Source organism: Kitasatospora sp. NPDC059648 (assembly GCF_042734825.1).
Lineage (GTDB): Bacteria > Actinomycetota > Actinomycetes > Streptomycetales > Streptomycetaceae > Kitasatospora.
In genome coordinates, this window is the sequence record NZ_JBHWDU010000005.1 from 69,449 (window position 1) to 94,133 (window position 24,685).

The 24,685-nt window shown below is 74.6% G+C and carries 23 protein-coding genes; 8 read left to right on the forward strand and 15 right to left on the reverse strand.

Translation table 11 applies throughout. The features are described from left to right. Positions 1-319: 319 nt before the first annotated feature. Positions 320-1,684, reverse strand: coding sequence for a cytochrome P450 (locus tag ACFV1W_RS05240; RefSeq protein ID WP_380413274.1), 1,365 nt, complete (start codon positions 1,682-1,684; stop codon positions 320-322). 98 nt (positions 1,685-1,782) lie between these two features. Then, on the reverse strand, positions 1,783-2,850 hold the full coding sequence (locus tag ACFV1W_RS05245; RefSeq protein ID WP_380413276.1) for an RNA ligase (ATP): 1,068 nt from the start codon (positions 2,848-2,850) through the stop codon (positions 1,783-1,785). 417 nt (positions 2,851-3,267) lie between these two features. On the opposite strand from ACFV1W_RS05245, the gene modA reads away from it, so the two are divergent. From modA to ACFV1W_RS05260, 3 genes are all read left to right on the forward strand, one after another. Further along, positions 3,268-4,116, forward strand: coding sequence for a molybdate ABC transporter substrate-binding protein (gene modA, locus ACFV1W_RS05250; protein WP_380413278.1), 849 nt, complete (start codon positions 3,268-3,270; stop codon positions 4,114-4,116). Positions 4,117-4,256: 140 nt separating this feature from the next. Then, complete coding sequence (locus ACFV1W_RS05255) at positions 4,257-5,105, forward strand: ABC transporter permease (RefSeq protein ID WP_380413444.1); 849 nt, start codon at positions 4,257-4,259, stop codon at positions 5,103-5,105. Positions 5,106-5,121: 16 nt separating this feature from the next. Beyond that, positions 5,122-6,255, forward strand: a complete 1,134-nt coding sequence (locus tag ACFV1W_RS05260) for an ABC transporter ATP-binding protein (RefSeq protein WP_380413279.1) — start codon at positions 5,122-5,124, stop codon at positions 6,253-6,255. Positions 6,256-6,339: 84 nt separating this feature from the next. Here the strand turns inward: ACFV1W_RS05260 and ACFV1W_RS05265 are convergent, their stop codons facing one another. Further along, positions 6,340-6,951, reverse strand: a complete 612-nt coding sequence (locus tag ACFV1W_RS05265) for a response regulator (RefSeq protein ID WP_380413446.1) — start codon at positions 6,949-6,951, stop codon at positions 6,340-6,342. A 92-nt stretch (positions 6,952-7,043) separates the two neighbouring features. Beyond that, entirely contained in the window at positions 7,044-8,291 is a 1,248-nt protein-coding gene (locus tag ACFV1W_RS05270) for a sensor histidine kinase (protein WP_380413281.1), read from the reverse strand. A 222-nt stretch (positions 8,292-8,513) separates the two neighbouring features. Between ACFV1W_RS05270 and ACFV1W_RS05275 the strand changes: the two genes are divergently transcribed. Genes ACFV1W_RS05275 through ACFV1W_RS05285 form a run of 3 tightly spaced genes read left to right on the forward strand, consistent with a single transcriptional unit; the run spans position 8,514 to position 10,938 of the window. Next, positions 8,514-9,431, forward strand: coding sequence for an ABC transporter ATP-binding protein (locus ACFV1W_RS05275; protein ID WP_380413447.1), 918 nt, complete (start codon positions 8,514-8,516; stop codon positions 9,429-9,431). Then, entirely contained in the window at positions 9,428-10,174 is a 747-nt protein-coding gene (locus tag ACFV1W_RS05280; protein ID WP_380413283.1) for a hypothetical protein, read from the forward strand. The genes ACFV1W_RS05275 and ACFV1W_RS05280 overlap by 4 nt, the downstream gene beginning before the upstream one ends. A gap of 17 nt (positions 10,175-10,191) precedes the next feature. After that, positions 10,192-10,938: a hypothetical protein gene (locus tag ACFV1W_RS05285; RefSeq protein WP_380413285.1), complete on the forward strand. Its 747-nt coding sequence runs from the start codon at positions 10,192-10,194 to the stop codon at positions 10,936-10,938. Between the two features lie 252 nt (positions 10,939-11,190). On the opposite strand, the gene ACFV1W_RS05290 is transcribed toward ACFV1W_RS05285, so the two are convergent. The 3 genes from ACFV1W_RS05290 to ACFV1W_RS05300 all read right to left on the reverse strand — a co-directional run bounded on the left by ACFV1W_RS05290 (position 11,191) and on the right by ACFV1W_RS05300 (position 13,596). After that, on the reverse strand, positions 11,191-11,919 hold the full coding sequence (locus ACFV1W_RS05290; protein ID WP_380413287.1) for an aminoacyl-tRNA hydrolase: 729 nt from the start codon (positions 11,917-11,919) through the stop codon (positions 11,191-11,193). 121 nt (positions 11,920-12,040) lie between these two features. After that, the gene (locus ACFV1W_RS05295; RefSeq protein ID WP_380413289.1) at positions 12,041-12,598 is read right to left on the reverse strand and encodes a hypothetical protein; all 558 of its coding nucleotides are present in this window, start codon (positions 12,596-12,598) and stop codon (positions 12,041-12,043) included. A 68-nt stretch (positions 12,599-12,666) separates the two neighbouring features. Continuing rightward, complete coding sequence (locus ACFV1W_RS05300) at positions 12,667-13,596, reverse strand: hypothetical protein (protein ID WP_380413291.1); 930 nt, start codon at positions 13,594-13,596, stop codon at positions 12,667-12,669. Between the two features lie 124 nt (positions 13,597-13,720). Between ACFV1W_RS05300 and ACFV1W_RS05305 the strand changes: the two genes are divergently transcribed. Together ACFV1W_RS05305 and ACFV1W_RS05310 are read left to right on the forward strand one after the other, a co-directional pair. Beyond that, positions 13,721-14,092: a YbjQ family protein gene (locus ACFV1W_RS05305; RefSeq protein WP_380413293.1), complete on the forward strand. Its 372-nt coding sequence runs from the start codon at positions 13,721-13,723 to the stop codon at positions 14,090-14,092. Between the two features lie 122 nt (positions 14,093-14,214). Further along, positions 14,215-15,348, forward strand: a complete 1,134-nt coding sequence (locus tag ACFV1W_RS05310; protein ID WP_380413295.1) for an NAD(P)-binding domain-containing protein — start codon at positions 14,215-14,217, stop codon at positions 15,346-15,348. Between the two features lie 170 nt (positions 15,349-15,518). Here the strand turns inward: ACFV1W_RS05310 and paaE are convergent, their stop codons facing one another. The 8 genes from paaE to ACFV1W_RS05350 all read right to left on the reverse strand — a co-directional run bounded on the left by paaE (position 15,519) and on the right by ACFV1W_RS05350 (position 23,775). Then, a complete protein-coding gene (gene paaE / locus ACFV1W_RS05315; RefSeq protein ID WP_380413297.1) occupies positions 15,519-16,703 on the reverse strand; it encodes a 1,2-phenylacetyl-CoA epoxidase subunit PaaE in 1,185 nt (394 codons plus the stop codon). A gap of 2 nt (positions 16,704-16,705) precedes the next feature. Further along, the gene (gene paaD, locus ACFV1W_RS05320; protein WP_380413449.1) at positions 16,706-17,215 is read right to left on the reverse strand and encodes a 1,2-phenylacetyl-CoA epoxidase subunit PaaD; all 510 of its coding nucleotides are present in this window, start codon (positions 17,213-17,215) and stop codon (positions 16,706-16,708) included. Between the two features lie 107 nt (positions 17,216-17,322). Continuing rightward, on the reverse strand, positions 17,323-18,258 hold the full coding sequence (gene paaC / locus ACFV1W_RS05325; RefSeq protein ID WP_380413299.1) for a 1,2-phenylacetyl-CoA epoxidase subunit PaaC: 936 nt from the start codon (positions 18,256-18,258) through the stop codon (positions 17,323-17,325). After that, on the reverse strand, positions 18,242-18,535 hold the full coding sequence (paaB, locus tag ACFV1W_RS05330; protein ID WP_380413301.1) for a 1,2-phenylacetyl-CoA epoxidase subunit PaaB: 294 nt from the start codon (positions 18,533-18,535) through the stop codon (positions 18,242-18,244). Before paaB ends, paaC begins: the two co-directional genes overlap by 17 nt. 2 nt (positions 18,536-18,537) lie before the next feature. Continuing rightward, positions 18,538-19,536 carry a 1,2-phenylacetyl-CoA epoxidase subunit PaaA gene (paaA, locus tag ACFV1W_RS05335; RefSeq protein WP_380413303.1) on the reverse strand — a complete coding sequence of 333 codons (999 nt, stop codon included), beginning with the start codon at positions 19,534-19,536 and terminating at the stop codon, positions 18,538-18,540. A gap of 309 nt (positions 19,537-19,845) precedes the next feature. Further along, entirely contained in the window at positions 19,846-21,192 is a 1,347-nt protein-coding gene (locus ACFV1W_RS05340) for a M20 family metallopeptidase (RefSeq protein ID WP_380413304.1), read from the reverse strand. A gap of 649 nt (positions 21,193-21,841) precedes the next feature. Next, complete coding sequence (locus ACFV1W_RS05345; RefSeq protein WP_380413305.1) at positions 21,842-22,501, reverse strand: response regulator; 660 nt, start codon at positions 22,499-22,501, stop codon at positions 21,842-21,844. Beyond that, positions 22,498-23,775 (reverse strand): sensor histidine kinase, encoded by a 1,278-nt coding sequence (locus ACFV1W_RS05350; protein ID WP_380413307.1) that lies wholly within the window; start codon positions 23,773-23,775, stop codon positions 22,498-22,500. The genes ACFV1W_RS05345 and ACFV1W_RS05350 overlap by 4 nt, the downstream gene beginning before the upstream one ends. Positions 23,776-24,685: the final 910 nt, after the last annotated feature.

Consider the following 24,685-nt stretch of genomic DNA (forward strand, 5'->3'; position numbering starts at 1 on the left):
ACCCCCGGTCGGGCGGCCTGCACCCGGAGGGCATATGCCAGCCGCATGTGCGCTTCCGACCTGGGGTGCGAGGGACGCTATCGAGCGGCCGGAATAGGTCAGACGAAGATCTGAAAAGCTGCACACGCGACTGGGGTGATGTGTTCGAATGACCCGGTCGTGTGCCCGGCGGGCCCCTCGTCCGTCGGCGAACGACGAACGACGAACAGCGGACGGATAACAGATGACAGATGACAGATGTCGACATCTGTCATCTGTCATCCACCCGCTGAAAGTTGAACGCCGCCCCCCGACCGCGGAGCCCGTCCCCCGCCGTCCGTCACCCCACCGGCGAAACCCGCACCCGCATCGCGCCCGCCGCCCGAAGGGTGATTCCCTGCGCCAGCGCCACCCGCCGGTCCACCACCTCCAGCTCGAAGTCCCGCAGCAGCACCCCGAGGGTCAGCACCGACTCCAGCATCGAGAAGTGCTGCCCGATGCACGCCCGTGGCCCACCACCGAACGGGAACCAGGCGTACCGGTGGCGCGCCTTCTCCGCCTCCGGCAGGAACCGGTCCGGGTCGAACCGCTCCGGGTCCGCCCAGTGGTCCGGGTGCCGGTGGGTCACCAGCGGCGCGACCACGAGCTGCGCCCCCGCCGGGATGACGTACCCGTCGACGACCGTCTCCTCGACCGCCCGCCGCCCGACCAGCGACGCCGCCGGGAAGAGCCGCATCGCCTCCTTGAGCACCCGGGTGATGTAGGGCAGCCGCTCCAGGTCCGCCGCCGTCGGCGCCCGCCCGGCCAGGACGGTCCGCGCCTCCTCCTGGGCGAACTTGCGCTGCTCCGGGTGCTTGGCGAGCAGGTGCAGCGCGAAGGCCAGCGACGTGGCCGTGGTCTCGTGCCCGGCGAGCAGGAACACCAGGACCTGGTCCCGGAGTTCGTCCGGATCCAGCCGCTCGCCGTCCTCCCCGCGCGCCCGCCCGAGCAGGGTCAGCAGGTCGTCCGCGTCCTCGTCGCCACCGCCGTGCGCGGCCCGCTCGGCGATGATCCGGTCGCAGACCTCGTACAGCGCCCGCTGCGCCGCCAGGCCGCGCCGGTTGCTCGGCGTCGGCCAGGTCCGCGGGAGCCGGACCGGCGCGAAGCCGCGTCCCACGATGTACGCGCCGAGCGCCGGGAAGCTGCGGTTCACCACCTCCACGGCCTCCTCCACGTCGGCACCGAAGAGGATCCGCGCGACCGCGCGCAGCGCGAACCGCGACATCTCCTCCGCCGCGTCCACGACCCCGTCCGGCACCGCCCGCCAGCGCTCGGTGAGCGCCTGCGCCTCCTGCGCGAGCGCGTCCGCGTAGCCGTCCACCCGACGCCGGGTGAACAGCGGCTGGACGAGTCGTCGCTGGCGCTGGTAGAGCTCGTCCTGGCTGGTCAGCAGCCCGTTGCCGACACTGGTCCGCAGCTCGTCGTAGAAGTTGTTCTCCTTGCGGAAGTTCGCCGCCTCGCTGCCCAGCACCTGGTGGACGCCCTCCGGCGAGAACACCCCGTAGAACTCGGCGCGCAACCCGGGCGGCCCGGCCAGGAAGCGCACCACGTCCCCGTGGTCGCGCCGGGCCGCGAGGTAGGTGCGCAGCGGACGTCGGGTGAGGTCGAAGAGCGAACCGACCAGGGGGTTCCCGGCCGGTCCGGGAATGGCGGCTGCGGTGGCCATCGGCACTCCTTCTGGATGTCCCCGGCGTTCCGGATCGGCGCCGGCTGCGCTTGGCTGCCCTCCAACCTTACTGACGGGTATTCGGCCGAGGAAGCCGCTCACTCGTACTCGGTGCCGCCCTTGCGGGTCAGGTAGGCGTCGCTGACCACCTTGGCGATCGCCCGCCCGCCGAGCAGCGGACTCCACCGCTCCACCACCGGCCGGACCACCACGCCCTCGCGCAGGTGGAGTTCGCGCCCGGAGTGGCTCTCCGTGCCCTGCGCGTACGCCAGCACCGTTCCGGTGTCGAACGGTCCGCGCCACAGCTCGGGCGCCAACGGCAGTTCGCCGTCGAGCAGTTCGGCGGCCGGCAGCCAGCTCAGCTGCCCGTCCACCACGGCCGAAACGTCGAACGCGACGTACCCGGGGCGGTCGGTGCGCGCGGAGGCGCCGTACGTGAGGTCCTGCACGCCCTCGCCGAACACCTCGCCGAAGATGCCGACCCGCTCGGCGCCCAGTCGTTCGGCCAGCCGGGCCGCCACCGCGGGGAGGTCGTACGCGCGCACGGCCCGCCAGTACAGGTTGCGCTCGTCCTCCACCAGGGCCAGGCCCTGCGCGCCGATCCCCTTGGAGGAGACCTGCACCTCGCCGGTGGCGGCGGTGTAGGTGACCAGGCAGCAGCTGCCGTGCAGCTTCTCGGTCAGCACCACGGGCTCGCCGGGCTCGAAGACGTCGGGGTGGCGCTTGAGGTTCTCGATGTCCACCCAGGGCAGCAGGTCCGGCGCGCTGACCACCTCGCCGCTCATCGAAGTCGGCACCGGCGGCTGCCACTTGACGATCCCGAGCAGCTCGGCGAAGTCCTCGCCCCGCGCGGCCGCCCCGGCCAGGTCGGTGCCCGACAGCGCCGCCGGCCGGCAGACGATGCCCTGCGACAGCTCTCCGCGCAGCCGTACCGCCTTCACCCGGTTCGCCGCGCCGCCGGCCAGCTTTCCGGTCAGTCCGAGCTCGCCGATCAACTCGTCCGGCAGGACGGCCTGTTCGGGGATGTAGACGGCGTGGTCACCGGTCCGGTACACGCCCTTCGCGACCACCGCCCGGTAGAGCCCGACCTGCGCCAGCTCCAGGGCATCGGCGTTCGGGTGCTCCAGGATGACCAGCCTCTCGGCGGTGACTCGCAGCGTGGACATGGACGGACTCCTCCCCGTGGATCCGCGTGGATCGACCGTTGGGCCCGGGCGGCCGACGCTCGGCCGCGCCTTCGGGCTGCGACCACTCTGACCTCTCCTCCCGCCCTGGTGCGACGGATTTTCCGGCGGCTCCGGCCGCACCCCTCGCGCCTCCTCGCGGCTGCTCGGCCCCCGCACGCCTTCCGCACCGCCAGCCCCGAGGGCCGGCCACCACCACCGCACCCACCGTCCGAACCGGAACCGTCCGGGCACGTTTGAGCCTTCGCACAGCGGCCCCGAGCCCCCCGCCCCACCCCGCCTGTGCAAAGCGCCAGAGGACTTATCGCTCGCATCTGCGGCACTATGATCGGCGTACTGGCCGCACCTGCGGTCACGACTCCGCGCCCCTTCCGGCGCGACCCTGGAGGGGAAGCACCGATGAACACCCGCACCACCGCCAGCCGCAGACTCGCGGTCGCCGCCGCGGCGGCCCTCGCCCTCGGCCTCGGGGTCACCGCCTGCGGCGGCGACGGCGGCAAGTCCTCCGGCGCGGCCTCCTCCGCGGCCACCGCCGCGAGCCGCGAGCCCGGCACCGGGAACGCCCCGAAGGCCAAGGGCGCCATCACCGTGTTCGCCGCCGCCTCGCTCAAGGAGACCTTCACCGAGCTCGGCAAGAAGTTCGAGGCCGCCAACCCCGGCACCAAGGTCACGTTCAACTTCGGCGGCAGCTCCGCACTCGCCACCAGCATCAACTCCGGCGCCCCGGCGGACGTGTTCGCCGCCGCCAGCCCGGCCACCATGAAGACCGTCACCGACGCGGGCGGTGCGAGCGGCGAGCCGAAGACCTTCGTCAAGAACACGCTCACCATCGCCGTGCCCAAGGGCAACCCCAAGCACCTCGCGGGCCTGAAGGACCTCACCGGCTCCGGCGTGAAGGTCGCCCTGTGCGCGAAGGAGGTGCCCTGCGGCGCCGCCGCCCTCACCGCACTGAAGGCCGCCGGTGTCGACCTCACCCCGGTCACCCTGGAGCAGGACGTCAAGGGCGCGCTGACCAAGGTCGAGCTCGGCGAGGTCGACGCCTCACTGGTGTACCGGACCGATGTGCGGGCCGATGCTGCGAAGCTCGACGGCGTGGACTTCCCCGAGGCCGACAAGGCCGTGAACGACTACCCGATCGCCGCCCTCGCCAAGGCGCCGAACAAGGACGGCGCGGCCGCCTTCGCCGCCTACATCCAGTCGCCCGAGGCCAAGCAGGTGCTGACCACGGCGGGCTTCCAGGCGCCGTGAAGGACCGCACCACCGCACACGGCCGGGACGGCGGCGTCGGACCCGACCGGAGCCGCACCACCGGCCCCGACCGGGACGGTGCTGCCGGGCCCGGTCCGGACGGCCCCGCCGCCGGGGCGCCGTCCGGGCCCGCGACGGCCCTGCCGCACCGCGGGAGTACGGGGCGCCCGGGCACTCACCGCTCCCTCGGCGCGCGCCGTCACCCGGCCTCGCGGCGCGTCCCGGCCACGCTGCTGCTCCCGGCACTGCTCGGCCTGGCGTTCCTGGTCCTTCCGTTGGTCGGGCTCCTGGTCCGGGCCCCGTGGAGCGGCCTGTCCGAACAGCTCACCAGCAGCGCCGTCTGGGAAGCCCTACGGCTGTCGCTGATCTGTGCGACGGCCGCCACCGCGGTCTCGCTGGTCCTCGGCGTCCCGCTGGCCTGGCTGCTCGCCCGTACCGAACTGCCCGGGCGTCGGCTGATCCGCGCGCTGGTCACCCTGCCGCTGGTGCTGCCGCCGGTGGTGGGCGGCGTGGCGCTGCTGCTGGTGCTCGGGCGGCGCGGGATCGTCGGCTCCTGGCTGGACTCGGCCTTCGGCATCACCCTGCCCTTCACCACCACCGGGGTGGTGATCGCCGAGGCCTTCGTCGCGATGCCCTTCCTGGTGATCAGCGTCGAGGGCGCGCTGCGGGCCGCCGACCCCCGCTACGAGGAGGCCGCCGCGACGCTGGGCGCCTCCCGGCTGACCGCGTTCCGCCGGGTCACCCTGCCGATGATCGCCCCGGGGATCGCCGCCGGGGCCGTCCTCGCCTGGGCCCGGGCGCTCGGTGAGTTCGGCGCGACGATCACCTTCGCGGGCAACTTCCCGGGCCGCACCCAGACCATGCCGCTGGCCGTCTACCTCGCCATGGAGTCCGATCCGCAGGCCGCGATAGCGCTGTCGCTGGTCCTGCTGACGGTCTCCGTCGCCGTCCTCGCCGGACTGCGTGACCGCTGGTTGTCGACCCCGTGACCAGGATGCCGAACCGATGAACTCCCCGCACCGTACGAGCCCCGCGACCCCGGACACCACGACCCCGGGCGGCACACCCCCCGGCGCCGCCGCCGGCCCCGCCCTCGACGCCCGCCTCCGGGTCGAGCGCGCCGCCTTCGCCCTCGACCTGGCGCTCACCGCCGCCCCCGGCGAGGTGATCGCGCTGCTCGGCCCGAACGGCGCCGGCAAGTCCACCGCCCTGCGCGCCCTGGCCGGGCTGCTCCCGCTCACCGGCGGCCACCTCCGGCTGGACGGCCAGGTCCTGGAGGACCCGGCCCGGCGCCTCCACACCCCCGCCGAACAGCGGCCGGTCGGCGTGGTGTTCCAGGACTACCTGCTCTTCCCGCACCTCAGCGCGCTCGACAACGTCGCCTTCGGCCCGCGCTGCCAGGGCCGCCCCAGGCGCGCGGCCAGGGCCGAGGCGGCGGGGTGGCTGGAGCGGATGGGCCTGGCCGAGCACGCCTCGGTGCGCCCCGGCCGGCTCTCCGGCGGTCAGGCCCAGCGGGTGGCGCTCGCCCGGGCCCTGGCCGTCCGCCCCCGGCTGCTCCTGCTGGACGAGCCGCTGGCCGCCCTGGACGCCCGCACCCGGCTCGACGTACGCGCCCAGCTGCGGCGCCACCTGGCCGAGTTCGAGGCCGTGGCGGTGCTGGTGACGCACGACCCGCTGGACGCGATGGTGCTGGCCGACCGGCTGGTGGTGATCGAGGACGGCCACGAGGTGCAGTCCGGCAGCCCGGCGGAGGTCGCCCGTCGGCCGCGCACCGACTACATCGCCCGCCTGGTAGGCCTCAACCTCTATCGGGGCCGGGCCGAGGGCACCCGGGTGACCCTGCCGGACGGGACCGTCCTGATCACCGCCGAGGAGCTGTCCGGACCGGCGTTCGTGGCCTTCCCGCCCTCCGCCGTCACGCTGTACCGGGAGCGGCCGCAGTCCAGCGCCCGCAACCTCTGGCAGGCCGGGGTCACCGGCCTGGACCTGCACGGCGACCAGGTTCGCGCCGAACTCTCCGGCGCCCTGCCGATGGCCGCCGACCTCACCCCGGCCGCCGTCGCCGAACTGGGGCTGGCCCCCGGCGCGGCGGTCTGGGCGTCGGTCAAGGCCACCCAGACCCACGCCTACCCGGCCTGACCCGCCGACCGGCCCGGCCCCGCACCGAACCGCACCGCCCGACGTGCCCGGACCGCCCGGACCCGCACCGCCCGACGCGCCCGCCTACTCCGACGGCTCGACGAACCCCGACTCGTACGCGGCGATCACCGCCTGGGTGCGGTCCCGCGCGCCGAGCTTCGCCAGCACACTGCTGACGTGCGTCTTCACCGTCTGCACACCGAGGACCAGTCGCTCGGCGATCTCCCCGTTGCTGAGCCCGCGCGCCATCAGCCGCAGCACCTCGGCCTCCCGGCCGGTCAGGGCCGCCCGGTCCAGGGCCGCGCGGGCGGCGGGGTTGCCGTGCCCGGCGGCCAGACGGCGGATCGCGGACGGGAACAGCAGCGACTCGCCGGCCGCCGCCAGCCGTACGGCGTGGGCGATCTCGGCCGGGCGGGAGCGCTTGAGCAGGAAGCCGTCGGCGCCAGCGCGCAGCGCCTGGTAGACGTAGTCGTCGTTCTCGAAGGTGGTGACGACCAGGATCCGCGGCGGCCGCTCCCCCGGCGCACCGGGGCGCAGCAGTTCGCGGGTGGCGGCCAGGCCGTCCAGAACAGGCATCCGGACGTCCATCAGCACCACGTGCGGGCGCAGCGCGCGGGCGAGGGCCACCGCCTCCGCACCGTCGGACGCCTCGCCGACCACCCGCAGGTCGCCCTGGGCCTCCAGGACGGCCCGCATTCCGGCCCGGACCAGTTCCTCGTCGTCGGCGAGCAGGATGTCGGTCACGCCCGTGCCGCCCGCCGTCCGGCCGCCGCCCGCAAGATCATTCGTCACGCGCCCAAGCGTAGGGGCAGCCGGACGTCGAGCACCCACTCCCCGGCCCCGTCGGCGGACGGCCCCGCAGGCGGCCCGAGGGGGTCGGCCCGCCCGGCCGAGGCCGCGCCGCCGAGCAGCACGGCACGCTCGCGGATCCCGCGCAGCCCCTTGCCACCCTCGCGCCCGGCGCCGCCACGGACCGGCACCGCCGCCAGGCGGTTGGCACAGCGCAGTTCCAAGTGCCCGTCCCGGACGGCGACCCGGACGGCGACCGGCTGACCGGGCGCGTACTTGAGCGCGTTGGTGACGCCCTCCTGGACGATCCGATAGGACTCGCGCGAGAGCACCCCCGGCAGCACCCCGGCCGGCACCTCGATCCGCGCCTCGACCGGGCTGCCGGCCGCGCGGGCGGTGTCGAACAGCGCGGGCAGCTGGTCGATGCCGGGCTGCTCGGTGGCCACCGCGTTCCGCACCGCGCCGCCCGCAGAAGCGCCGCCCGCCGAAGCCCCGCCCGCCGGGGTCTCGCGCAGCAGGACGAGGGTGCGTTCGAGGTCCTCCATCGCCTGCCGCCCGGTCTCCTCGATCACCTCCAGCGCCTTCGCGGCGAAGGCCGGGTCCCCCACCTCGCGCGCCGCTCCGGCCTGAAGGACCGTCACCGTGAGCGCGTGGCCGATGGAGTCGTGCAGCTCCCGGGCCAACCGGTTGCGCTCCAGCAGCCGTTCGGCCCACAGCTCCGCCTCCGCCAGCCGCTCCGCCGGAGATGGCCCCAACAGCCTTGTGGCCATCGCGAGTTGAAGACGGCCGACCCAGACCACCAGCCACCCGCAGCCGAGTGCCAGCACCGGCACGAGCGGGAGGTACCGGAGGGCGTGCGGACCGGTCAACAGGTCGAAGACCGGGGCCAGGCCGAAGGCCATCACGAAGCCGACCGCCGAACCGAGCACCACCCGCCCGACCAACCAGCCCGCCGTACGGCGCCGGTCGGCCCAGGTGCCGGAGGGCTCGACGCCGATGTCCTCCTCGCGGTCGGGCACCAGCAGCAGCCGCGCCTGCACACCCTCCGCGCGCCGCACCGCCGGGACGAGGGCGACCAGCGCGAGCAGCGCGGCGTCCAGCGGGACGGCGCTCGTCAGGATCCCGCCGAGGCTCTTCCCGTACGTCCCCGGGTAGATCATCAGGACGACGCCCGCGAAGATCCACCCGACCAGCAGGTGCAGCAGCCGGGCGTAGCTGGCGCCGGCCACCAGCGGCGCGAGGATCATGGTCGCTCGGCTCCGGATCCGGAGCCCGGTCATTCTTGGCACCGCCCCATCCTGCCAGCTCAGCGGGGCGCCCCGACTCCCCCGCCGGGTCGTCGTCGGCTCCCTCTCGGGAGGGAGGCCGGTCCCCGCTGCGGCGGGATCCGCCCGCCGGCCCGTTCCGGTCGAATGGAACCACCGCCCGCAGCACGGACGGTGACCAGCTACCAGGAGGGGAAGGCGGCCGTGATCGAGATCCAGGGCCTGACCAAGGAGTACGACGGCCGGCGGGTCGTCGACGACCTGTCGTTCGAGGTCCGACCCGGCGTGGTGACCGGCTTCCTGGGGCCGAACGGCGCCGGGAAGAGCACCACCATGCGGCTGGTCCTCGGCCTGGACCACCCCACCGCCGGGCGCGCCCTGGTCAACGGCCGACCGTACGCCGAACTCGCCGATCCGCTGCGCCAGGTGGGCGCACTGCTGGACGCCCAGGCCCTGCACGGCGGGCGGACGGCCCAGGGCCATCTGCGCTGGCTCGCCGCGAGCAACGGCCTGCCCGCACGACGGGTCGGCGAGGTGCTCGCCCAGGTCGGACTGGCGGAGGCCGCCGGGCGGCGGATCCGGGGCTTCTCGCTCGGGATGCGCCAGCGCCTCGGGGTGGCCGCCGCACTGCTCGGCGACCCGCCGGTACTGCTGCTGGACGAACCGGTCAACGGCCTGGACCCGGAGGGCATCCGCTGGATCCGCACCCTGCTGCGCGAACTGGCCGGCGAGGGAAGGGCGGTGCTGGTCTCCTCCCACCTGATGACCGAAATGGCCATCACCGCGGACCACTTGGTGGTGATCGGCCGCGGCCGCCTGCTCGCGGACGCCGCCACCTCCGAGTTCATCGACCGCCACGGCCGTACCAGGATCCGGGTCCGGGCGGTGGACGCCGGCAAGCTGGCCGCGCTGCTCGGCGGGCCCGGCCACGGCCTCGATGCCGTCGAGGCCGGGGGCGGCGCCTGGGAGGTGACCGGCGCCGAACCCGAGCGGATCGCCGCACTGGCCGCCGAGCACGGCGTCGTGCTGTACGAGATCGCGGTCCAACAGGACTCGCTGGAGGAGGCGTTCATGCGGATGACGGCGGACAGCGTCGAGTACCGTGCGGAGGCCGCCGCATGAGCCCCGGGTCGCAGGCGCTCCGTGCCGAGCGCATCAAGCTCACCACCCTCCGCTCGCTCTGGGCCACACCACTGCTCGCCGCGCTGCTCACCGCCGGGATCACCACGGCCGTCGGCGCGGCACTCGGCGACAGGGACCACAATCTCACCGACGACCCGGGTGTCGGCATCTTCTACGGGCTCAACTTCGGCCAGGCGGCCTTGGTCGCCTTCGGAGTCCTGCTGGTCGGGCAGGAGTTCAACACCCGGATGATCGACGTCTCCCGCACCGCCGTCCCCCGGCTCGGCCGCCTGTACGGCGCCAAGCTGGCGCTGGCCGCCCTGATCGGCCTCGGCGCGGGCGCGGTCGGCACGGCGGGCGCCTACGCCGGGTACGCGGCCACCGTCCCCGCCGACTGGCACGGCCCGGCCTTCGCCCGCGCGGCCACGGCCGGCGTGCTGTACCCGGCGTTCCTGGTGGTGTTCTGCCTCGGGATGACCGCGGTGTTCGGCAACCTCAGCGCCGCCATGGGCCTGTTGACCCCCACCGTCTTCCTGTTCTCCCCGCTGCTCGGTGGCGTGCCCGCCCTGCGCGAGGTGTTCCAGTTCCTCCCCGACCGGGCCGGTCAGTACGCGCTGCGCTACGCCGACGACTCGCAGCTCGCGTACGGGCACTGGACCGGACTGGCGATCATGGCGCTGTGGACGGCACTTGCCGCGTACGGCGGACTGCGCGCGATGCGGCGGCGCACCGAATCACCGTGAGCGAAGGAGAATTGAGGATGAGCATCGGCAACGCCCTGCGCGCCGAACGGATCAAGTTCACCACACTGCCCTCGCAGTGGGCGGCGCCGCTGACCGCCGTGGCACTGACCGTCGGCGTCACCGCAGCCGTCAACGCGGCTTACGGGGCGAAGGACCACACTCCCGGCGAGGACCCGGCCGGAGGGATCTACTACGGCCTGCTGTTCGGCCACGTCGCGGTGGCCTGCCTCGGGATCCTGCTGGTCGGGCAGGAGTTCAACACCCGGATGATGGGCACCTCGCTCACCGCCGTTCCCCGGCGCGGCCGCCTGTACGGCGCCAAGCTCGCGCTCGGCGCCGGGCTGGGCCTGCTGGTGGGGCTGGTCTCCACGGCCGGCTGCTTCCTCGCCGTCGACGCCACCGTCGGCCTCGACTTCTCCACCCCAGGGCTGGCCCGCAGCTTCCTGGCCGGCGTGCTCTACCACCCGATGATGGTGCTGATCTGCCTCGGACTGACCGCGATGCTGGGCAACTTCAGCGCGGCGCTCGGCCTGCTCACGCCGATGGTGTTCCTCGGCACCACGTGGCTGGCCGCGATCCCCGGCGTCCGCGAGGTCGGCCAGTTCCTGCCCGACCGGGCCGGCCTGTACGCGATGCGCACCCAGACGGAAGCGGGGATCCACTACGGCCACTGGACGGGCCTGCTGATCATGGCGCTCTGGACGACCGCGGCGGTGGTGGGGGGCCTCCGGGCGATGCGGCGCTACCAGGCCACGGGCGAGTAGCGGACGGGCGCGCGGGGCGGGGAGCGACGGGGGCCACGGGGGCCACGGGGGCGCGGGCTTCCGGCGGAGGGCAGCGAACAGCAGACAGGCAACAGCGAACAGATGACAGATTTCGAAAGCTGTCATCTGTTCGCTGTCATCTGTTCTCTGTCAGTTGTCGGCTCTCAGCGATCGGCTGCCAGCCGTTCGGCGGTCGGCTGTTCACTTGGCGGTCCGCGGTCCGCGGTCCGCCACCCGCCCCAGCGCCACTGGTCACCGCAGCGCCGGATGCTCCGCGATCACCGTGCAACTGCCCGGCGCGATCTCCGTGAAGCCCGCGTCCTGGACCACCGGCAGCCCGCTGCGGACCAGTTCCTCCCATGCCTCCGGCGCAGCCGTGCGGACCGCGAGCGCGAAGCCCGACTCCGTCCACTCCTTGCGCTGCGCCTCGTCCAGCCGCCACCACGCGAGCTGCGCCGCGTGCCCGGTCTGGGCCATCGTCTTGCCCGCGCTCATCTCCAGCTCAGGGTTGAGCCACAGCACCGGCATCCCCGGCTCGGGCCTGCCGACCTCGGTGTTCTCCTCCAGATCCGTGCCGGAGACCTGCAGCTTGGCCAGCTCCTTCGGCCAGCCGTCCAGCGGGATCGGCGGGAACACCCGCACCTCCGCCTCCCGCCCCCGCACCGTGATGCCGGGCAGCTCCCCCGCCCGACGCCACTCCCCGCCCCTTGCCCGTCGGACCACCTTGCGGATCCGGGCGTCCTCCCAGGCCGCGACCCGCTCCGCCCACTCGCCGTCCACCTCGGTCACCCGGGAGTCGGCGAGCAGCGTCAGCACCGCCCGCGCCGAGGTCTCCAGCGCGTCCGTCCGCCCCGGCGGCGTCGCCCGCTCCAGCCGGACGACCAGCGGCAGCACGTACTGGGGCAACGCGTCGCGGTCCGCGGGGTCGGGTGCGTCATCGGGAGCGGGAACGGCGGCCGGGGCATCGAACGGAGAAGTCACCCGTCCAGCATGCCAGCCCCGCCCCCACCGACCCGGGCCGCCCCCGGACCGCTCCGGACTCCCCCGCGACCTCGCGACCTCGCGACCTCGCGACCCCGCTGCCCCGCTGCCCCGGGGGGAATCAGCGCAACCGCTGCCGGAGCTCGTCCACCGCCGCCCGGATCCCCGCGCTGTAGGCGTCCTCCGGCAGCGCGTCCAGGCTACGCACCGCCCGTTCGAGCTGCTCGCGCGCGAGGTCGGGCTCACCGAGCTTGAGGTGGTCGGAGGCCAGGTTGAGGTGCAACGAGGGGAAGAACGCCCGGACCTGGAGGGCGGACTCGTACGTCGCGGCCCGCTCGGCGGTCAGCGAGTCGGCCGCCGCGAGGGCCCGCCGGTCCCACTCCAACTCGGCCCTGGGGTCGTCCTGGAGGTCGGCCAGATAGTGCGCCAGGACGCAGCGGTGGAAGACGTCCCGTTCTCCCAGTTCCTCCCACAGCGCCTCGAAGCTGGCCCGCGCCTCGGCGGTCCGGCCGCGCTGCGCCGCCCGTACGCCGTTCAGCCCGAGCTCGAACCGACCCAGTGCCGACTCCCCGGCCCCGGGCTCCCCCGGAACAGACCGTTCCGGGCCGGGCCGCCCGGACCTCTCCGGCTCCGCCGACTCCCCCGAGGGCGTACCTCTCACACCAGACACATCGGACATACCCGCAGCCTAGCCGCCCGCCCACAGCGCCGCCCGGACCGCGAACCGCAGGAGCGGCCGGCGTCCGCTCAGCGCCGGTAGCCGCGCTGCGGGTCCCGCTCCTCCGCGTCCTCGTACATCAGGAACCACCCCTCGGGGTGCGTGGCCGCCAGCAGCACTTCGGTGCGCTGCTCCGCGCCGAGCTCCGGGTCCCCGTCGTCCGGCCCGTACACGCCGAACAGTTCGTCGTGGCAGCCGTCCCAGTCGTAGTCGTACAGGTCGGCCGGCAGGTCGCCCATCATGTCGGCCACCGACTCGGGCTGGGAGCCGAGCAGCGCCCGGGCATCCACCAGCGCCATCCGCAGCGCGATCTCCTCGGCCAGGCAGCGCGGCAGCGGCCACTCGCCGAGGGCGAGGTCGTCGGCGAGGTCGTCGAAGGTGCGGGCCATCGCACGCCGCCAGCCCCGGTGGAGCCGCCAAGTGCGTTGGGGCAGCCGGGCGAAGACCGTCCAGTCCACGTCCTCGCCGTCGACGACCGGCTCGTCCCCGTGTTCGTCGAGGTCGTCGTAGGCGGCATCGGCCAGGCCGAGCAACTGGGCGTGCAGCAGGCAGGCGGTGCGCGGGGTGAGGGTCCAGTCCGCGCCCGCGCCGCCGTCCTCGTCCTCGCCGTCCAGCGGGAACAGTTCGGCGAAGTCCGGCGTGAAGTCCTCGGTGACGCTGATCTCCAGCGTGCCGCCGATCGCCTCGACCCCGGGGATCGCGGCGACCAGCCGGTCGGGGTGCAGCAGCGCGCCGAGCGCCGCGTTGGCGTCCTCGGCGACCTCGCGCAGCAGTTCGCGGCGCTGGCCGGCCGGGTCGATGCCCTCGAAGTCCAGTTCCTCGACGGCCCTGATCGCGGCCGCGCGCAGCGCCGGCCAGTCGGTGATCCGCAGGCCCAGCACCACGGTCGCCTCGATCTCCGGCGCGCCGGAGTACTCTGCCGCGCCCGGCCCCTGCGGATGATCGCTTCGCTCGCCCATGGGGCTACGGTACGGCTTTTCCGCCGCCCGATCACCGGTCTGAACCAGCTTCCGGAGAGCTTCTCGGCCACCTCCCCGCCGCGCCTCTGTCACTCGAACGCACCACCCCGGCAGGATGGGCCCCATGGCTGACATCAACGAGTTCGGCGGCGGGCAGGGCCCGAACGCCGACGTCCTGGTCGTGACCACCAACGACATCCCCGGCTTCCGGGTCGACCACGTGATCGGCGAGGTCTTCGGACTGACCGTCCGCAGCCGGCACATCGGCAGCCAGATCGGCGCCGGGCTGAAGTCCCTGATCGGCGGCGAACTGCGCGGTCTGACGAAGACCCTGGTGGAGAGCCGCAACGAGGCGATGCAGCGGCTGGTGGAGCAGACCAAGGCGCGCGGCGGCAACGCCGTCCTGATGATGCGCTTCGACGTGACCGAGGCGGCGGACGTCGGCACCGAGGTGTGCGCGTACGGCACCGCCGTGGTGATCTCCCCGGTCGGCTGAGGCCCGCCGCCGCGCGCCTACCGCCGCCCCCCGCCGCCCCCTCGGCGCAGTCGGCGCAGTCGGCGCAGTCGGCGCCCCGTCGGAACCGGTCGCGGGAACAGCCAGCCGATCCCCGATGTTTCATGGGCGTGACTGTTTACGGCGCAACCAACGAGGCTGGACAGCGGCGCGTGGACGTCCTGGTGGTGGGCGCCGGACAGGCGGGCCTGTCCGCCGCCTACCACCTCCGCCGCCGCGGCTTCGCCCCCTACCGGGAAGGCGTCGACGGCGGCTTCGTCGTCCTCGACGCCAACGCCACCCCCGGCGGCGCCTGGGCGCACCGCTCGCCGTCCCTGCGGATGGCCACCGTGCACGGCTTCCACGACCTCCCGGACGCCGAGCTCCCGTCGCCCGACCCCGAGGCCAGCGCGCGCGAGGTGGTGCCGGGATACTTCTCGGCGTACGAGGCCCGGCACGCGCTCCCGGTGGTGCGCCCGGTCGCGGTTCGCGCTGTACGCGCCGAGTCCGAGCGCCCTGACTCCCGGCTGCTGGTCGAGACCGACCGCGGCGCCTGGTCCGCCCGCGCGCTGGTCAACGCCACCGGCACCTGGACCCGCCCCTTCCTCCCGCGCTACCCCGGCCGCTTCGCGGGCCGTCAGCTGCACTACGCCGAGTACCGCGGCCCCGAGGAGTTCGCCGGGAAGCGCGTCCTGGTGGTGGGCGGCGGCGCCTCGGCGATCCAGGTGCTGTCGGAGGTGGCGGTGGTCGGCGAGACGATCTGGGTCACCCGCTCCGAACCCGTCTATCACGAGGGTCCGTTCACCCCCGAGTACGGTCGCGCGGTGGTCGCCAAGGTCGAGGAGCGCGTCCGCCAGGGGCTGCCGGTGCGCAGCGTGGTGAGCGTGACCGGCCTCGGGCCCTCCGTCGCCTACCGCCGGGCGCAGGAGTTGGGCGCACTGCACCGTCGGCCGATGTTCGACCGGCTCACCGAGCACGGGGTGGCCTGGGGCGACGAGGAGACTGCCGTGGACGCGATCGTCTGGGCCACCGGCTTCCGTCCCGAGGTCGGCCACCTCGCCCCGCTCGGCCTGCGCTCCCCCGGCGGCGGCATCGCGCTCACCGGCACCCGCGCCACCGCCGACCCCCGCGTCCACCTGGTCGGCTACGGCCCGTCCGCCAGCACCATCGGCGCCAACCGGGCCGGTCGCACCGCCGTCAACGACCTGGTCAAGCTGCTCGGGGACCCGGCGAAGCAGCCCGCCCCGGCCGCGGTCTGACCGGCGGCGCCGACCCGACCCACCGAGGCGAGAACGACCCGTTCCGGCGCGCCGGCTGGTTGGAGGTCGCGGACGACGGCACCGCCCGCCGACTGCGCGGGCGGGGCCGACGGCGCTCACCGACGTCTTCGCGGTTCACCGCACCGAAATCCTCGGGGGGTGAAGGCCGTTCAGCGGTCGTAGTCGACCGTGACCCGGTCGGTGAGCGGGCGGGCCTGGCAGGTGAGGACGTAGCCGGCCGCGAGCTCCTTCTCCTCCAGCGCGAAGTTGCGGCGCATCTCCACCTCGCCCTCGGTGACCAGGGCCCGGCAGGTGCCGCAGACGCCGCCCTTGCAGGCGAACGGCAGGTCAGGCCGGGAGCGCTGGGCGCCGTCCAGGATCGAACGGTCGCGCGGGAGGGTGAGGGTGCTGCCGCGCCCGTCGAGGACGACGGTGACCTCGCTGCGCTCGCCGGGCGCGCCCTCGGCGTCGCCGTCCGCGCGGTCCCAGTCCTCGTCGCGCTCGGCGAGCGGCTCGTCCTCGGCGTGGAACAGCTCCTGGTGCACCCGCTCGCCCGGCACCTGCAGCTCGGCGAGCAGCTCCTTCGCTCCGGCGACCATGCCGAACGGGCCGCACAGCCACCAGTGGCCGACGCCGCCGACGTCCACCAGGGCCGTCAGCAGCGCCCGGACCCGCTCCGGGTCCAGCCGTCCGCTGAGCAGTTCGGCGTCCCTGGTCTCCCGGGAGAGCACGTGCACCAGCTGGAAGCGGCCGAGGTAGCGGTCCTTCAGGTCGGCCAGCTCGTCCGCGAACATCACGGTGTCGCTGCGCCGGTTGCCGTAGAGCAGGGTGACGGTGGAGCGGCGGTCGGCGGCCAGCACCGAGGCGGCGATCGACAGCATCGGGGTGATGCCGGAGCCGGCCGCGAGCAGCACGTGGTCCGAGGGGACCCCGAGTTCGGGGGTGAACAGGCCGGACGGGGTCAGCACCTCGACCTCCTCCCCGGGCCGGGCCTCGCGCACCAGCCAACGCGAGAAGAGCCCGCCGGGCACCTCGCGGACGGCGATCCGCAGCGGCCCTCCGACGGGAGCGCAGATCGAGTACGAGCGGCGCTCGTCGGCGCCGTCCACCACCTTGCGCAGGGTCAGGGTCTGCCCGGGCCGGAACGCGTACGCGGCCGTCAGGCCGTCCGGCACCGCGAAGGTCACCGCCACGGCGTCCTCGCACAGCCGCTCCACCCGCTCGATCCGCAGCGAGTGGAAGGTCGGGCGGCGGGCCGGGCGGACGGCCTCCGAGGAAGTCGCGGGACCGGCGGACGCCGTGGCACCCGTGACTGCGGTGGGCGAGGCGGCGGAGGCGGGCGAGGCGGCGGGCATTCTCAGATCTCCTTGACGCGTTCGAACGGCTCGCGGCAGGCGCGGCAGCGCCAGAGCGCCTTGCAGGCGGTGGAGCCGAAGCGGGACAGCTCCTCGGTGTCGGTGCCGCCGCAGTGCGGGCAGGGCACGGGGGCCGCGGCTCCCCTGCGGGTGGGGCCGAGGGCGAGCGGAACGGGACCGGGCGCGGACTCGCCGGCCGAGGTCGGGCGCGGCGGGGCGATACCCGCCTCGACGAGCTTGCGGCGGCCCTCCGCGGTGATCAGGTCGGTGGACCACGGCGGGTCCAGCCGCAGCCGCACCCGTACGTCCGGGTACCCGGCGGCGCGCAGCCGGCGGTCGACGTCGGCGGCCATCTCGGCGACGGCCGGGCAGCCCGAGTAGGTCGGGGTCAGCCAGGCGGTCACCGCGCCGCTGTCGCCGTCCACCCCGACTTCGGCCAGCACGCCCAGGTCGGCCAGGGTGAGCATCGGCAGCTCCGGGTCCGGGACGGCTGCGGCGACCGACCAGGCCAGGTCGCGGGCGGTGCCGGCGGAGCCGGCCGTCCCGGTCGAGCCTGCGGTGCCGGGGGTCCCGGCGGTCCCGGCGGTCCCGGCCGTGCCGGTGGTCCCGGCCGTGCCGGTCACCACGTCGCCCCCGGGTGTGCGCGGGCCACCACCTGCAGCTCGGCGAGCAGCGGGCCGAGCGCCTCGGTGTGCACCCCGTCCCGGCCGGCCCGGCCCAGGACGGTGGCCAGCGGCGGGACGTCCGGCACGGTCAGCCCGGCCTCGGCGATCACGGCGGCCAGCTCGCGCAGCACCGGCTCGCGCAGCTGCGCCGGGTCGACGCCGACCCGCAGCTCCACCGGGTGCGCGGTGAACAGCTCCTCCAGCAGCGGCCAGACCGCGTCCAGCCCGGCCTGCATCCGCTCCGCCGAGTACGGCGTGCCGTCGCCGAGCCGCAGCGTCCAGGCGGTGGCGTACTCGCGGTGGTACGCCAGCTCCTTGACGCCCCGGGCAGCGACCGCGGCCAGCACCGGGTCGGGGTGCGGGCCCAGCGCCTCGTACAGCGCGCCACGGGCGGTGGAGAACAGCAGCAGTCGGGCGATCGAGTACGCGAAGTCGCCGTTCGGGGTCTCCACCAGGCGGACGTTGCGGAACTCGTGCTCCTCCCGCCGGTACGCCAGGTCGTCCTCGGTGCGGCCGGAACCGTCGGCCTGGCCGGCCCGGGTGAGCAGCAGCCGGGCCTGGCCGAGCAGGTCGAGGCCGAGGTTGGCGAGCGCGACCTCCTCCTCGAGCTCGGGCGCCCGGGTGCACCACTCGATCAGCCGCTGCGCGAGGACGAGGGCGTCGTCGCCGAGCATCTGGCAGTAGGCGGCGAGGTCGTCACCGGCCAGGCCGGCGGGCAGGGCGGTGTCCACGCCGAGCAGCGGGTCGGCGAAGCCCGTCCCGTACGCCCAGCGGCCCTCGCCCTCGGGGCCGGGGGTGGCTCCGGCGAGGCTGAGGTAGACATGGTCGTCCTCGGTGGTGGACGTGGTGTGGTCGTGCACGGTGGCTCCCCCGTCAGATGTGCGGGACATCCTCGGGGATGTCGTAGAAGGTCGGGTGGCGGTAGACCTTGTCACCGCTGGGCTCGAAGAACGGGTCGCGCTCGTCCGGGGTGGAGGCGGTGATCGCGTCCGAGCGGACCACCCACAGGCTGACGCCCTCGTTGCGGCGGGTGTACAGGTCACGGGCGGCGAGCAGGGCCATCCGGTCGTCGGAGGCGTGCAGCGAGCCGACGTGGACGTGGTTCAGGCCGCGCCGGGGGCGGACGAACACCTCGTACAGCGGCCAGTCGGCCTTGGACTCGGTCACGTTCAGTTCTCCTGTTCGGGGGTGGGCCGCTCGGCGGGTGGGGCTTGTTCGGCGGCGCGCTTGGCGGCGTAGGCAACGGCCGCCTCGCGCACCCAGGCACCGTCCTCGTGCGCGGCCCGGCGTCGGTCGACCCGCTGGGCGTTACAGGGGCCCTGGCCGTGGATGACCCTGGTCAGCTCGGACCAGTCGGGCTCGCCGAAGTCCCAGCCGCCGCGCTCCTCGTTCCAGCGCAGCTCGGGGTCGGGGAGGGTGACGCCCAGGTGCTCGGCCTGCGGGACGGTCATGTCGACGAAGCGCTGACGGAGTTCGTCGTTGGTGTGGCGCTTGATCCGCCAGGCCATCGAGCGGGCGGTGTTCGGCGATTCGGCGTCCGAGGGGCCGAACATCATCAGCGACGGCCACCACCAGCGGTCCACCGCGTCCTGGACCATCCGGCGCTGGGACTCGGTGCCGCGCATCAGGGTCATCAGGAGCTCGTAGCCCTGGCGCTGGTGGAAGGACTCCTCCTTGCAGATCCGCACCATCGCGCGGGCGTACGGGCCGTAGCTGCAGCGGCAGAGCGGGACCTGGTTGCAGATCGCGGCGCCGTCCACCAACCAGCCGATCACGCCGACGTCGGCGAAGGTGAGGGTGGGGTAGTTGAAGATCGAGGAGTACTTCTGGCGGCCGCTGATCAGCTTCTCGGTGAGCTCGGCCCGGTCAACGCCGAGGGTCTCGGCGGCCGCGTAGAGGTAGAGGCCGTGGCCCGCCTCGTCCTGGGCCTTGGCCAGCAGGATGGCCTTGCGGCGCAGCGAGGGGGCCCGAGTGAGCCAGTTGCCCTCTGGCTGCATGCCGATGATCTCGGAGTGGGCGTGCTGGGCGATCTGGCGGATCAGGGTGGCCCGGTAGGCGTCGGGCATCCAGTCCCTGGGTTCGATCCGCTGCTCGGCGGCGATCACCGCGTCGAAGCGGTCCTCCGGCGTCTGCGCCGGGACCGCCTCGGCCACCTCTGCTGTCACCACGGTCCCCTCTCGTGTTCCCTGCTCTGGCTCCCCCACCGGCCCTGTGCGCCGGCGCCGGTGCGCCAACCGACTGACCGTTCGGTCGGTACCATTCTGCGTGGCGGGACGGAGGGATGGCAAGGGAGTGGGGAAAACGGGTGACAGCTGACAGAGTCTGAAATCTGTCAGCTGTCATCCGTCATCTGTTATCCGTTCGCCGTCTTCCGTTTTCTGTCAGCTGGCAGCCGCCGGCTGACAGTCGTCAGCCCTCCGCCGTCCGCCCTCCGCCGTCCGCCGTCCGCCGTCCGCCCTCGGCCGACCTGTCCCGGCTCATCCCTCCCCGCGATCACGCAGCCGGGGCAGCGGAACGGCCAGCAGCGCCGCCAGCAGGGCGATCCGCGGAGCGAGCTGGTCCAGCCGGATGTACTCGTGCCGGGCGTGCGCACCGGCGCCCACCGCGCCGAAGCCGTCCAGCGTCGGGAGCCCGCGCGAGCCGGGCAGATTGGTGTCCCCGGCCCCGCCCGCCGGGGCGCCGTCCAACTGCTGCCCGAGCACCGCCGCGAGCGAACGCACGTGCCGCAGCAGCGGATTGCCGGTCCGCTCGGGCCAGGCCGGCCGGCTGGACAGCACCTCCGTACGCACCCGCGCGCCCGGCCGCAGCGCGGTCAGCCGGGCGAGGTTGTCCAGCGTGCGGCGCTGTGCCTCCGCGGTGGAGAACCGCAGGCCCAGTTCGGCCTCGGCTCGTCCGGCGATCACGTTGGCCCGCGAACCACCGCTGATCCGACCGGCGTTGAGCTCCGTACCGGGCTGTCCGGCGAGGCCGCGGACCAGCACCAGCTGGTCGACGAGCTCGTCCACCGCCGACACCCCGTCGTGGGCGTCGTTGCCCGCATGGGCCTCCCGCCCGGTGACGGTGAGGCGCACCCGGGTGCTACCGCGCCGCGCGGTCTTCAGCCGCCCGTCCGGATGCGGCGGTTCCAGCCCCAGGGCGGCCGCCGCACCGCGCAGTTGGCGCTCGACGAGGCGCCGCCCGTCCGGGCTGCCGACCTCCTCGTCGGACACCACGACCAGCCGCACGGTGCGGTGCGGCCGCTCCCCCAGGTCCGCGAGCAGCGCCAACGCGCCCTCCAGGACGGCGAGTCCGCCCTTCATGTCGACCACACCTGGCCCGGTGAGCCGCCCGTCCTGCTCGGCCACCGGCCAGTCCGCCAGGGTGCCGACCGGCCAGACGGTGTCGTGGTGGCCGACGACCAGCAGGTGCGGCAGGGACTCGTCCCGGCCCTGCCACTCGATCACCAGATGGTCACCGGCCGGCCCGGGTTCTCGGCGGGCGGTGGCCCCGGTGGCGCGGAACCCGTCGGCCAACTCCTCGGCAAGCGCGTCGAGTCGGGGAGCGTCGCCGCTCGGCGACTCGATTCGGGCCAGGTCCGCGCAGCGCCGCCGGACGGCCCCCGCGAGGGTACGGGCCCGGGCGCTGAGCGCCTGCGGCAGCCCGGGCAGCGCCGCAGTGGTGCCGGAGGCGACGGCCGCGACAGGAGCGGCGGCCGGGCCCACCGCAGGACCGGCAGCGGCGGCCAGGCCCTCACCGTCGGCGGCGGCCGGGACCGCCCCCGGTACGCGGTCGGGCTCCGCGGCAGCACCCGGTGCGGCCGGCGGCCCGACGATCTGGGGACTCAACGCTCGCCTCCGCGGCCGCAGCCGGTATTCAGCGGCCGGACCGGGCGACCGCTCCCGCCCGGGTACCAGGCCCGGCCGGATCGCACCGGGCGGCCCGGAGGTCGGACGGCCCGTCGGAACGGCCCGTCCGGCCCAAGTGCGGTGGAACGGCTGGGCGGCGTGCTTGGCATTGCGTCCTCCTCGCTCGATCCGGTGCCCCGGTCCGCCCGGAGCCCCGTGCACGGCGGCTTCCTCACGGCGGGCGCAGTGGCCGGACCGCCGCAGGGAAGCCGAGATGTGAGCCTAGAAGAACCGTTCGGTTTCCTGCGAGGTGGCCCTGTTCCCAGCGTGCCGGTGCGGGCCCCGGCCTCGGTCACCCGTCGGAGGAAGCGGCGGGCGCTCGGCGCGCGGGCCTGGATCGGCGCGCGGGCGCGGTCGCCGGATCACGCCCATCTCCACCATGGACCCGCCGCCCGGGTTCGGCAGCGCAAACCGGCAAGGCACGGCATTTCCACGCCGGATGGGTGACAACGGCTCAGCGGGCGGTACCAACCGGAGGCACGCGACGGCTCAGGGAAGCCCGCGCCGCGGCCCGAACCGACCTCGGGAGAACATCCGCGTGAACGCCGACCGACGCTGCGCCCCGCCCTGCCCTCGCGAGCGCCCGCCGTCACACACCGTCCCCGACCAGCCCCGCATCGCGCGCGAGCAGCGCGGCCTGGACCCGGTTGGCCACCGCGAGCGCGGTCAGGATCCGGCTGACGTGCGCCTTGACGGTGCTCTCCCGCATCCCCAGCACGCCCGCGATCTCCGCGTTGGACAGCCCGTCGGCGAGTTCGCGCAGCACGTCGGTCTCGCGCGGGGTGAGCCCGGCGATCCGCCTCCGGGCGGCCACCGCCCGGGGCGCGCCGACCCGGTGGTACCGGTCGATCAGCCGTCGCGCGGCCGCGGGGTGCAGCATCCCCTGCCCGGAGGCGACCACGTGCACGGCCCGGGCGATCTCCGCGGGCGGGGTGTCCTTGAGCAGGAAGCCGTCGGCTCCGGCGGCGAGCGCCTGGTACACGTACTCGTCCAAATCGAAGGTGGTGAGCGCGATGATCCGGGGAGCGTCGGGGAGTTGGCGCAGGCGGCGGGTGGCGGCGATCCCGTCGAGCCGGGGCATCCGGATGTCCATCAGCGCGACGTCGATCCGGTGGCCGCGGGCCAGCTCGACGGCCTGCAGCCCGTCGGCGGCCTCGGCGACCACGGTCAGCGCCGGGTCCTGGGCGAGGAGGTCGACCAGCCCGAGGCGCACCAGCGCGTCGTCGTCGACCACCATCGTGCGGATCATGCGGCGTCCTCCGACTGCGGGGGCTGGGGGTGAGGGACCTGCGGGCGCGGGGGCTGCGGCCGGTCCGGCGCCGGCAGCCGGGCGGAGAGCCGGAAGCCGCCGGCGCCGTCCGGGCCCGCCTCCAGGTGCCCGCCCAGCGCGCCGACCCGTTCGCCGAGCCCCACTAGCCCGTACCCGCCGTCGCTGCCCGGCCCGTTCGGCGGGGCGTCGCCGGGGTCGTTGCGGACCTCGACGGTGGTCGCCGGCGTGCCGTAGCCGACCCGGACGGTGACGGGCGCGGCGTGCGCGTGCTTGCGGGCGTTGGTCAGTGCCTCCTGGACGACCCGGTGGACGGCCAGCCGGTGGGCGGTGGGCACGGCCTCCGGGTCGCCGGCCAGGGCGAGTTCGACCTGCTGCCCGGCCTGGTTCGCCTCGTCGACCAGGTCGGCGAGGTCACCCAGGGCGGGCGCCGGGACGCGCACGGGCGGGCTGGGCGCCGGCCCGGCGGGCACGAACGGTCCGTCCCCGACGGCGGGCCGCTCCAGCGGTTCGGCCCGCAGGGCGCCGATCACGTCGCGCAGGTCGTCGAGCGAGCGCGCGGCGGTGGTGCGCAGCAGTTCGAGGCGATGGGTGAGCCGGTCCGGGTCGGCGAGGACGGTACCGGCGCGGGCCTGGTCGCGCAGCACTCCGGCGTGCAGCACCAGCAGGCTCAACCGGTGGGCCAGCACGTCGTGCATCTCCCGAGCGATCCGGGCGCGTTCGGCGGACCGGGCCTGCTCGGCCCGCAACTCCCGCTCACGGCGCAGGCTATCGACCTGTGCGTGCAGGGCACGGATCAGCGCCCGGCGGCCGTGCAGCCACAGCCCGAAGGACAGCACGGCGCTCTGGAGGAGGAGTTGGGAGCCGGTGGTGCCCGCCCAGCCGACCAAGGAGTCGGCCCTGGCGGCGCTGACCAGCACGATGACCGCACCTGCGGCCACCGCCGGACCGGTCCGGCCGAGGGAGGCGAGGTGGGCGATGCTGAACAGACCGGGAAAGGCCCGGTTGAAAAGACTGCCGGTGAGCACCGGCAGGACGGCCGAGGCGGCCGGGGAGCGACGGGCGAACAGGAGCGAGAGCGCGGCGAGCGCGGCGAGCGCGGCCACCGCGGTCCGGTACGGGCGCAGCGGGCCGTCGGCGTGCAGCCACTGGAAGAGGCCCTCCTCGGCAGTGAGCACGAGGATGCCGAACAGCAGCAGACTGTCCAGCCAAAGCCTGCTGTCCGGGCCGTACCAGCCGAGCAGGCCTGTGCGCATCGAGCTCTCCCGTCCGCTTGAACCCGGCCCGTTTACGCCGGTTCGCGCCCGTCCGTACCCGTCCCCGCCCCCGCCGTACCCGTTCGCCCCCTCCACACCCCTCCGCGCCCGGCCATGCCCTCCGCATCCGTCCGCGCCCGCCCCTGCCCGTCGCGTCCGCTCGCCTCCGCATGCTCGATGCTACGGGCGGGCGCCGGCCCGGCACCCCTCCTCCCGGGCACCTGCTCCCTCGACTTTCGTCGGGGGTCGGCGCAGCTCACCGGCCGGTTCCGGGGCACCACGGCCTCCCTAGCGTCGACGGCATGACGACCGAACGCCTCCACCCCACCGCCGACTCCCTTCCCCCGCAGCACGGTTCGCAGCCCTCCCCGTACGGCGGGGACCGCCTGCTCTTCCTCGCCGAGCCGCTGCGCACCTTCCACGACACCGGCGCCCTTGCGCCGAGCGGGCCCGATCTGGTGACCGCGCTCGTGGTGCCTGCCGCCAGCCGTCCGAACCGGCCGATCTCGGTGCTGGAGGTCGGCGCCGGGACGGGCGTGGTGACCCGCCGACTGGCCCGGGTGCTCCGTCCGGGCGACCGGCTGCACGTGGTCGAGGCGAACCCCCGGTTCGCCGACCGGCTGCGCGAGGACCCGGTCCTGGCCGCACGCCACCCGGCGGTGGGGCTGCGGCTGTCGGCGTGCCGGGTGGAGGAACTGCCGGAGGCGGTCGGGGACGCGGGCCAGGGCGGCCAGGGCGGCGCCGGACGGTACGACGTGATCGTGTCCGGGCTGCCCTTCACCAACTTCGAGCCGTCCCTGGTCCGGGGCATCCTCGACCTCTACCTGCGGCTGCTGACCCCCGGGGGAGAGCTGACCTACTTCGGCTACCTCGGTACCACCACCGCGCGCACCCTCACCTCGGGGCGCCG

What these genes read in the sequence shown, in the direction of transcription:
- ACFV1W_RS05270 (WP_380413281.1), bottom strand. Translation starts at nt 8,291, where the DNA reads ATGATCCTCGCGCCGCTGGTGGCCGGCGCCAGCTACGCCCGGCTGCTG.
- ACFV1W_RS05285 (WP_380413285.1), top strand. Translation starts at nt 10,192, where the DNA reads ATGAGCATCGGCAACGCCCTGCGCGCCGAACGGATCAAGTTCACCACA.
- ACFV1W_RS05350 (WP_380413307.1), bottom strand. Translation starts at nt 23,775, where the DNA reads ATGCGCACAGGCCTGCTCGGCTGGTACGGCCCGGACAGCAGGCTTTGG.
- ACFV1W_RS05260 (WP_380413279.1), top strand. Translation starts at nt 5,122, where the DNA reads ATGAACTCCCCGCACCGTACGAGCCCCGCGACCCCGGACACCACGACC.
- ACFV1W_RS05280 (WP_380413283.1), top strand. Translation starts at nt 9,428, where the DNA reads ATGAGCCCCGGGTCGCAGGCGCTCCGTGCCGAGCGCATCAAGCTCACC.
- modA (WP_380413278.1), top strand. Translation starts at nt 3,268, where the DNA reads ATGAACACCCGCACCACCGCCAGCCGCAGACTCGCGGTCGCCGCCGCG.
- ACFV1W_RS05305 (WP_380413293.1), top strand. Translation starts at nt 13,721, where the DNA reads ATGGCTGACATCAACGAGTTCGGCGGCGGGCAGGGCCCGAACGCCGAC.
- paaC (WP_380413299.1), bottom strand. Translation starts at nt 18,258, where the DNA reads ATGTCCCGCACATCTGACGGGGGAGCCACCGTGCACGACCACACCACG.
- ACFV1W_RS05245 (WP_380413276.1), bottom strand. Translation starts at nt 2,850, where the DNA reads ATGTCCACGCTGCGAGTCACCGCCGAGAGGCTGGTCATCCTGGAGCAC.
- ACFV1W_RS05345 (WP_380413305.1), bottom strand. Translation starts at nt 22,501, where the DNA reads ATGATCCGCACGATGGTGGTCGACGACGACGCGCTGGTGCGCCTCGGG.
- paaE (WP_380413297.1), bottom strand. Translation starts at nt 16,703, where the DNA reads ATGCCCGCCGCCTCGCCCGCCTCCGCCGCCTCGCCCACCGCAGTCACG.
- ACFV1W_RS05295 (WP_380413289.1), bottom strand. Translation starts at nt 12,598, where the DNA reads ATGTCCGATGTGTCTGGTGTGAGAGGTACGCCCTCGGGGGAGTCGGCG.
- ACFV1W_RS05240 (WP_380413274.1), bottom strand. Translation starts at nt 1,684, where the DNA reads ATGGCCACCGCAGCCGCCATTCCCGGACCGGCCGGGAACCCCCTGGTC.
- ACFV1W_RS05265 (WP_380413446.1), bottom strand. Translation starts at nt 6,951, where the DNA reads ATGCGGGCCGTCCTGGAGGCCCAGGGCGACCTGCGGGTGGTCGGCGAG.
- ACFV1W_RS05310 (WP_380413295.1), top strand. Translation starts at nt 14,215, where the DNA reads ATGGGCGTGACTGTTTACGGCGCAACCAACGAGGCTGGACAGCGGCGC.
- ACFV1W_RS05300 (WP_380413291.1), bottom strand. Translation starts at nt 13,596, where the DNA reads ATGGGCGAGCGAAGCGATCATCCGCAGGGGCCGGGCGCGGCAGAGTAC.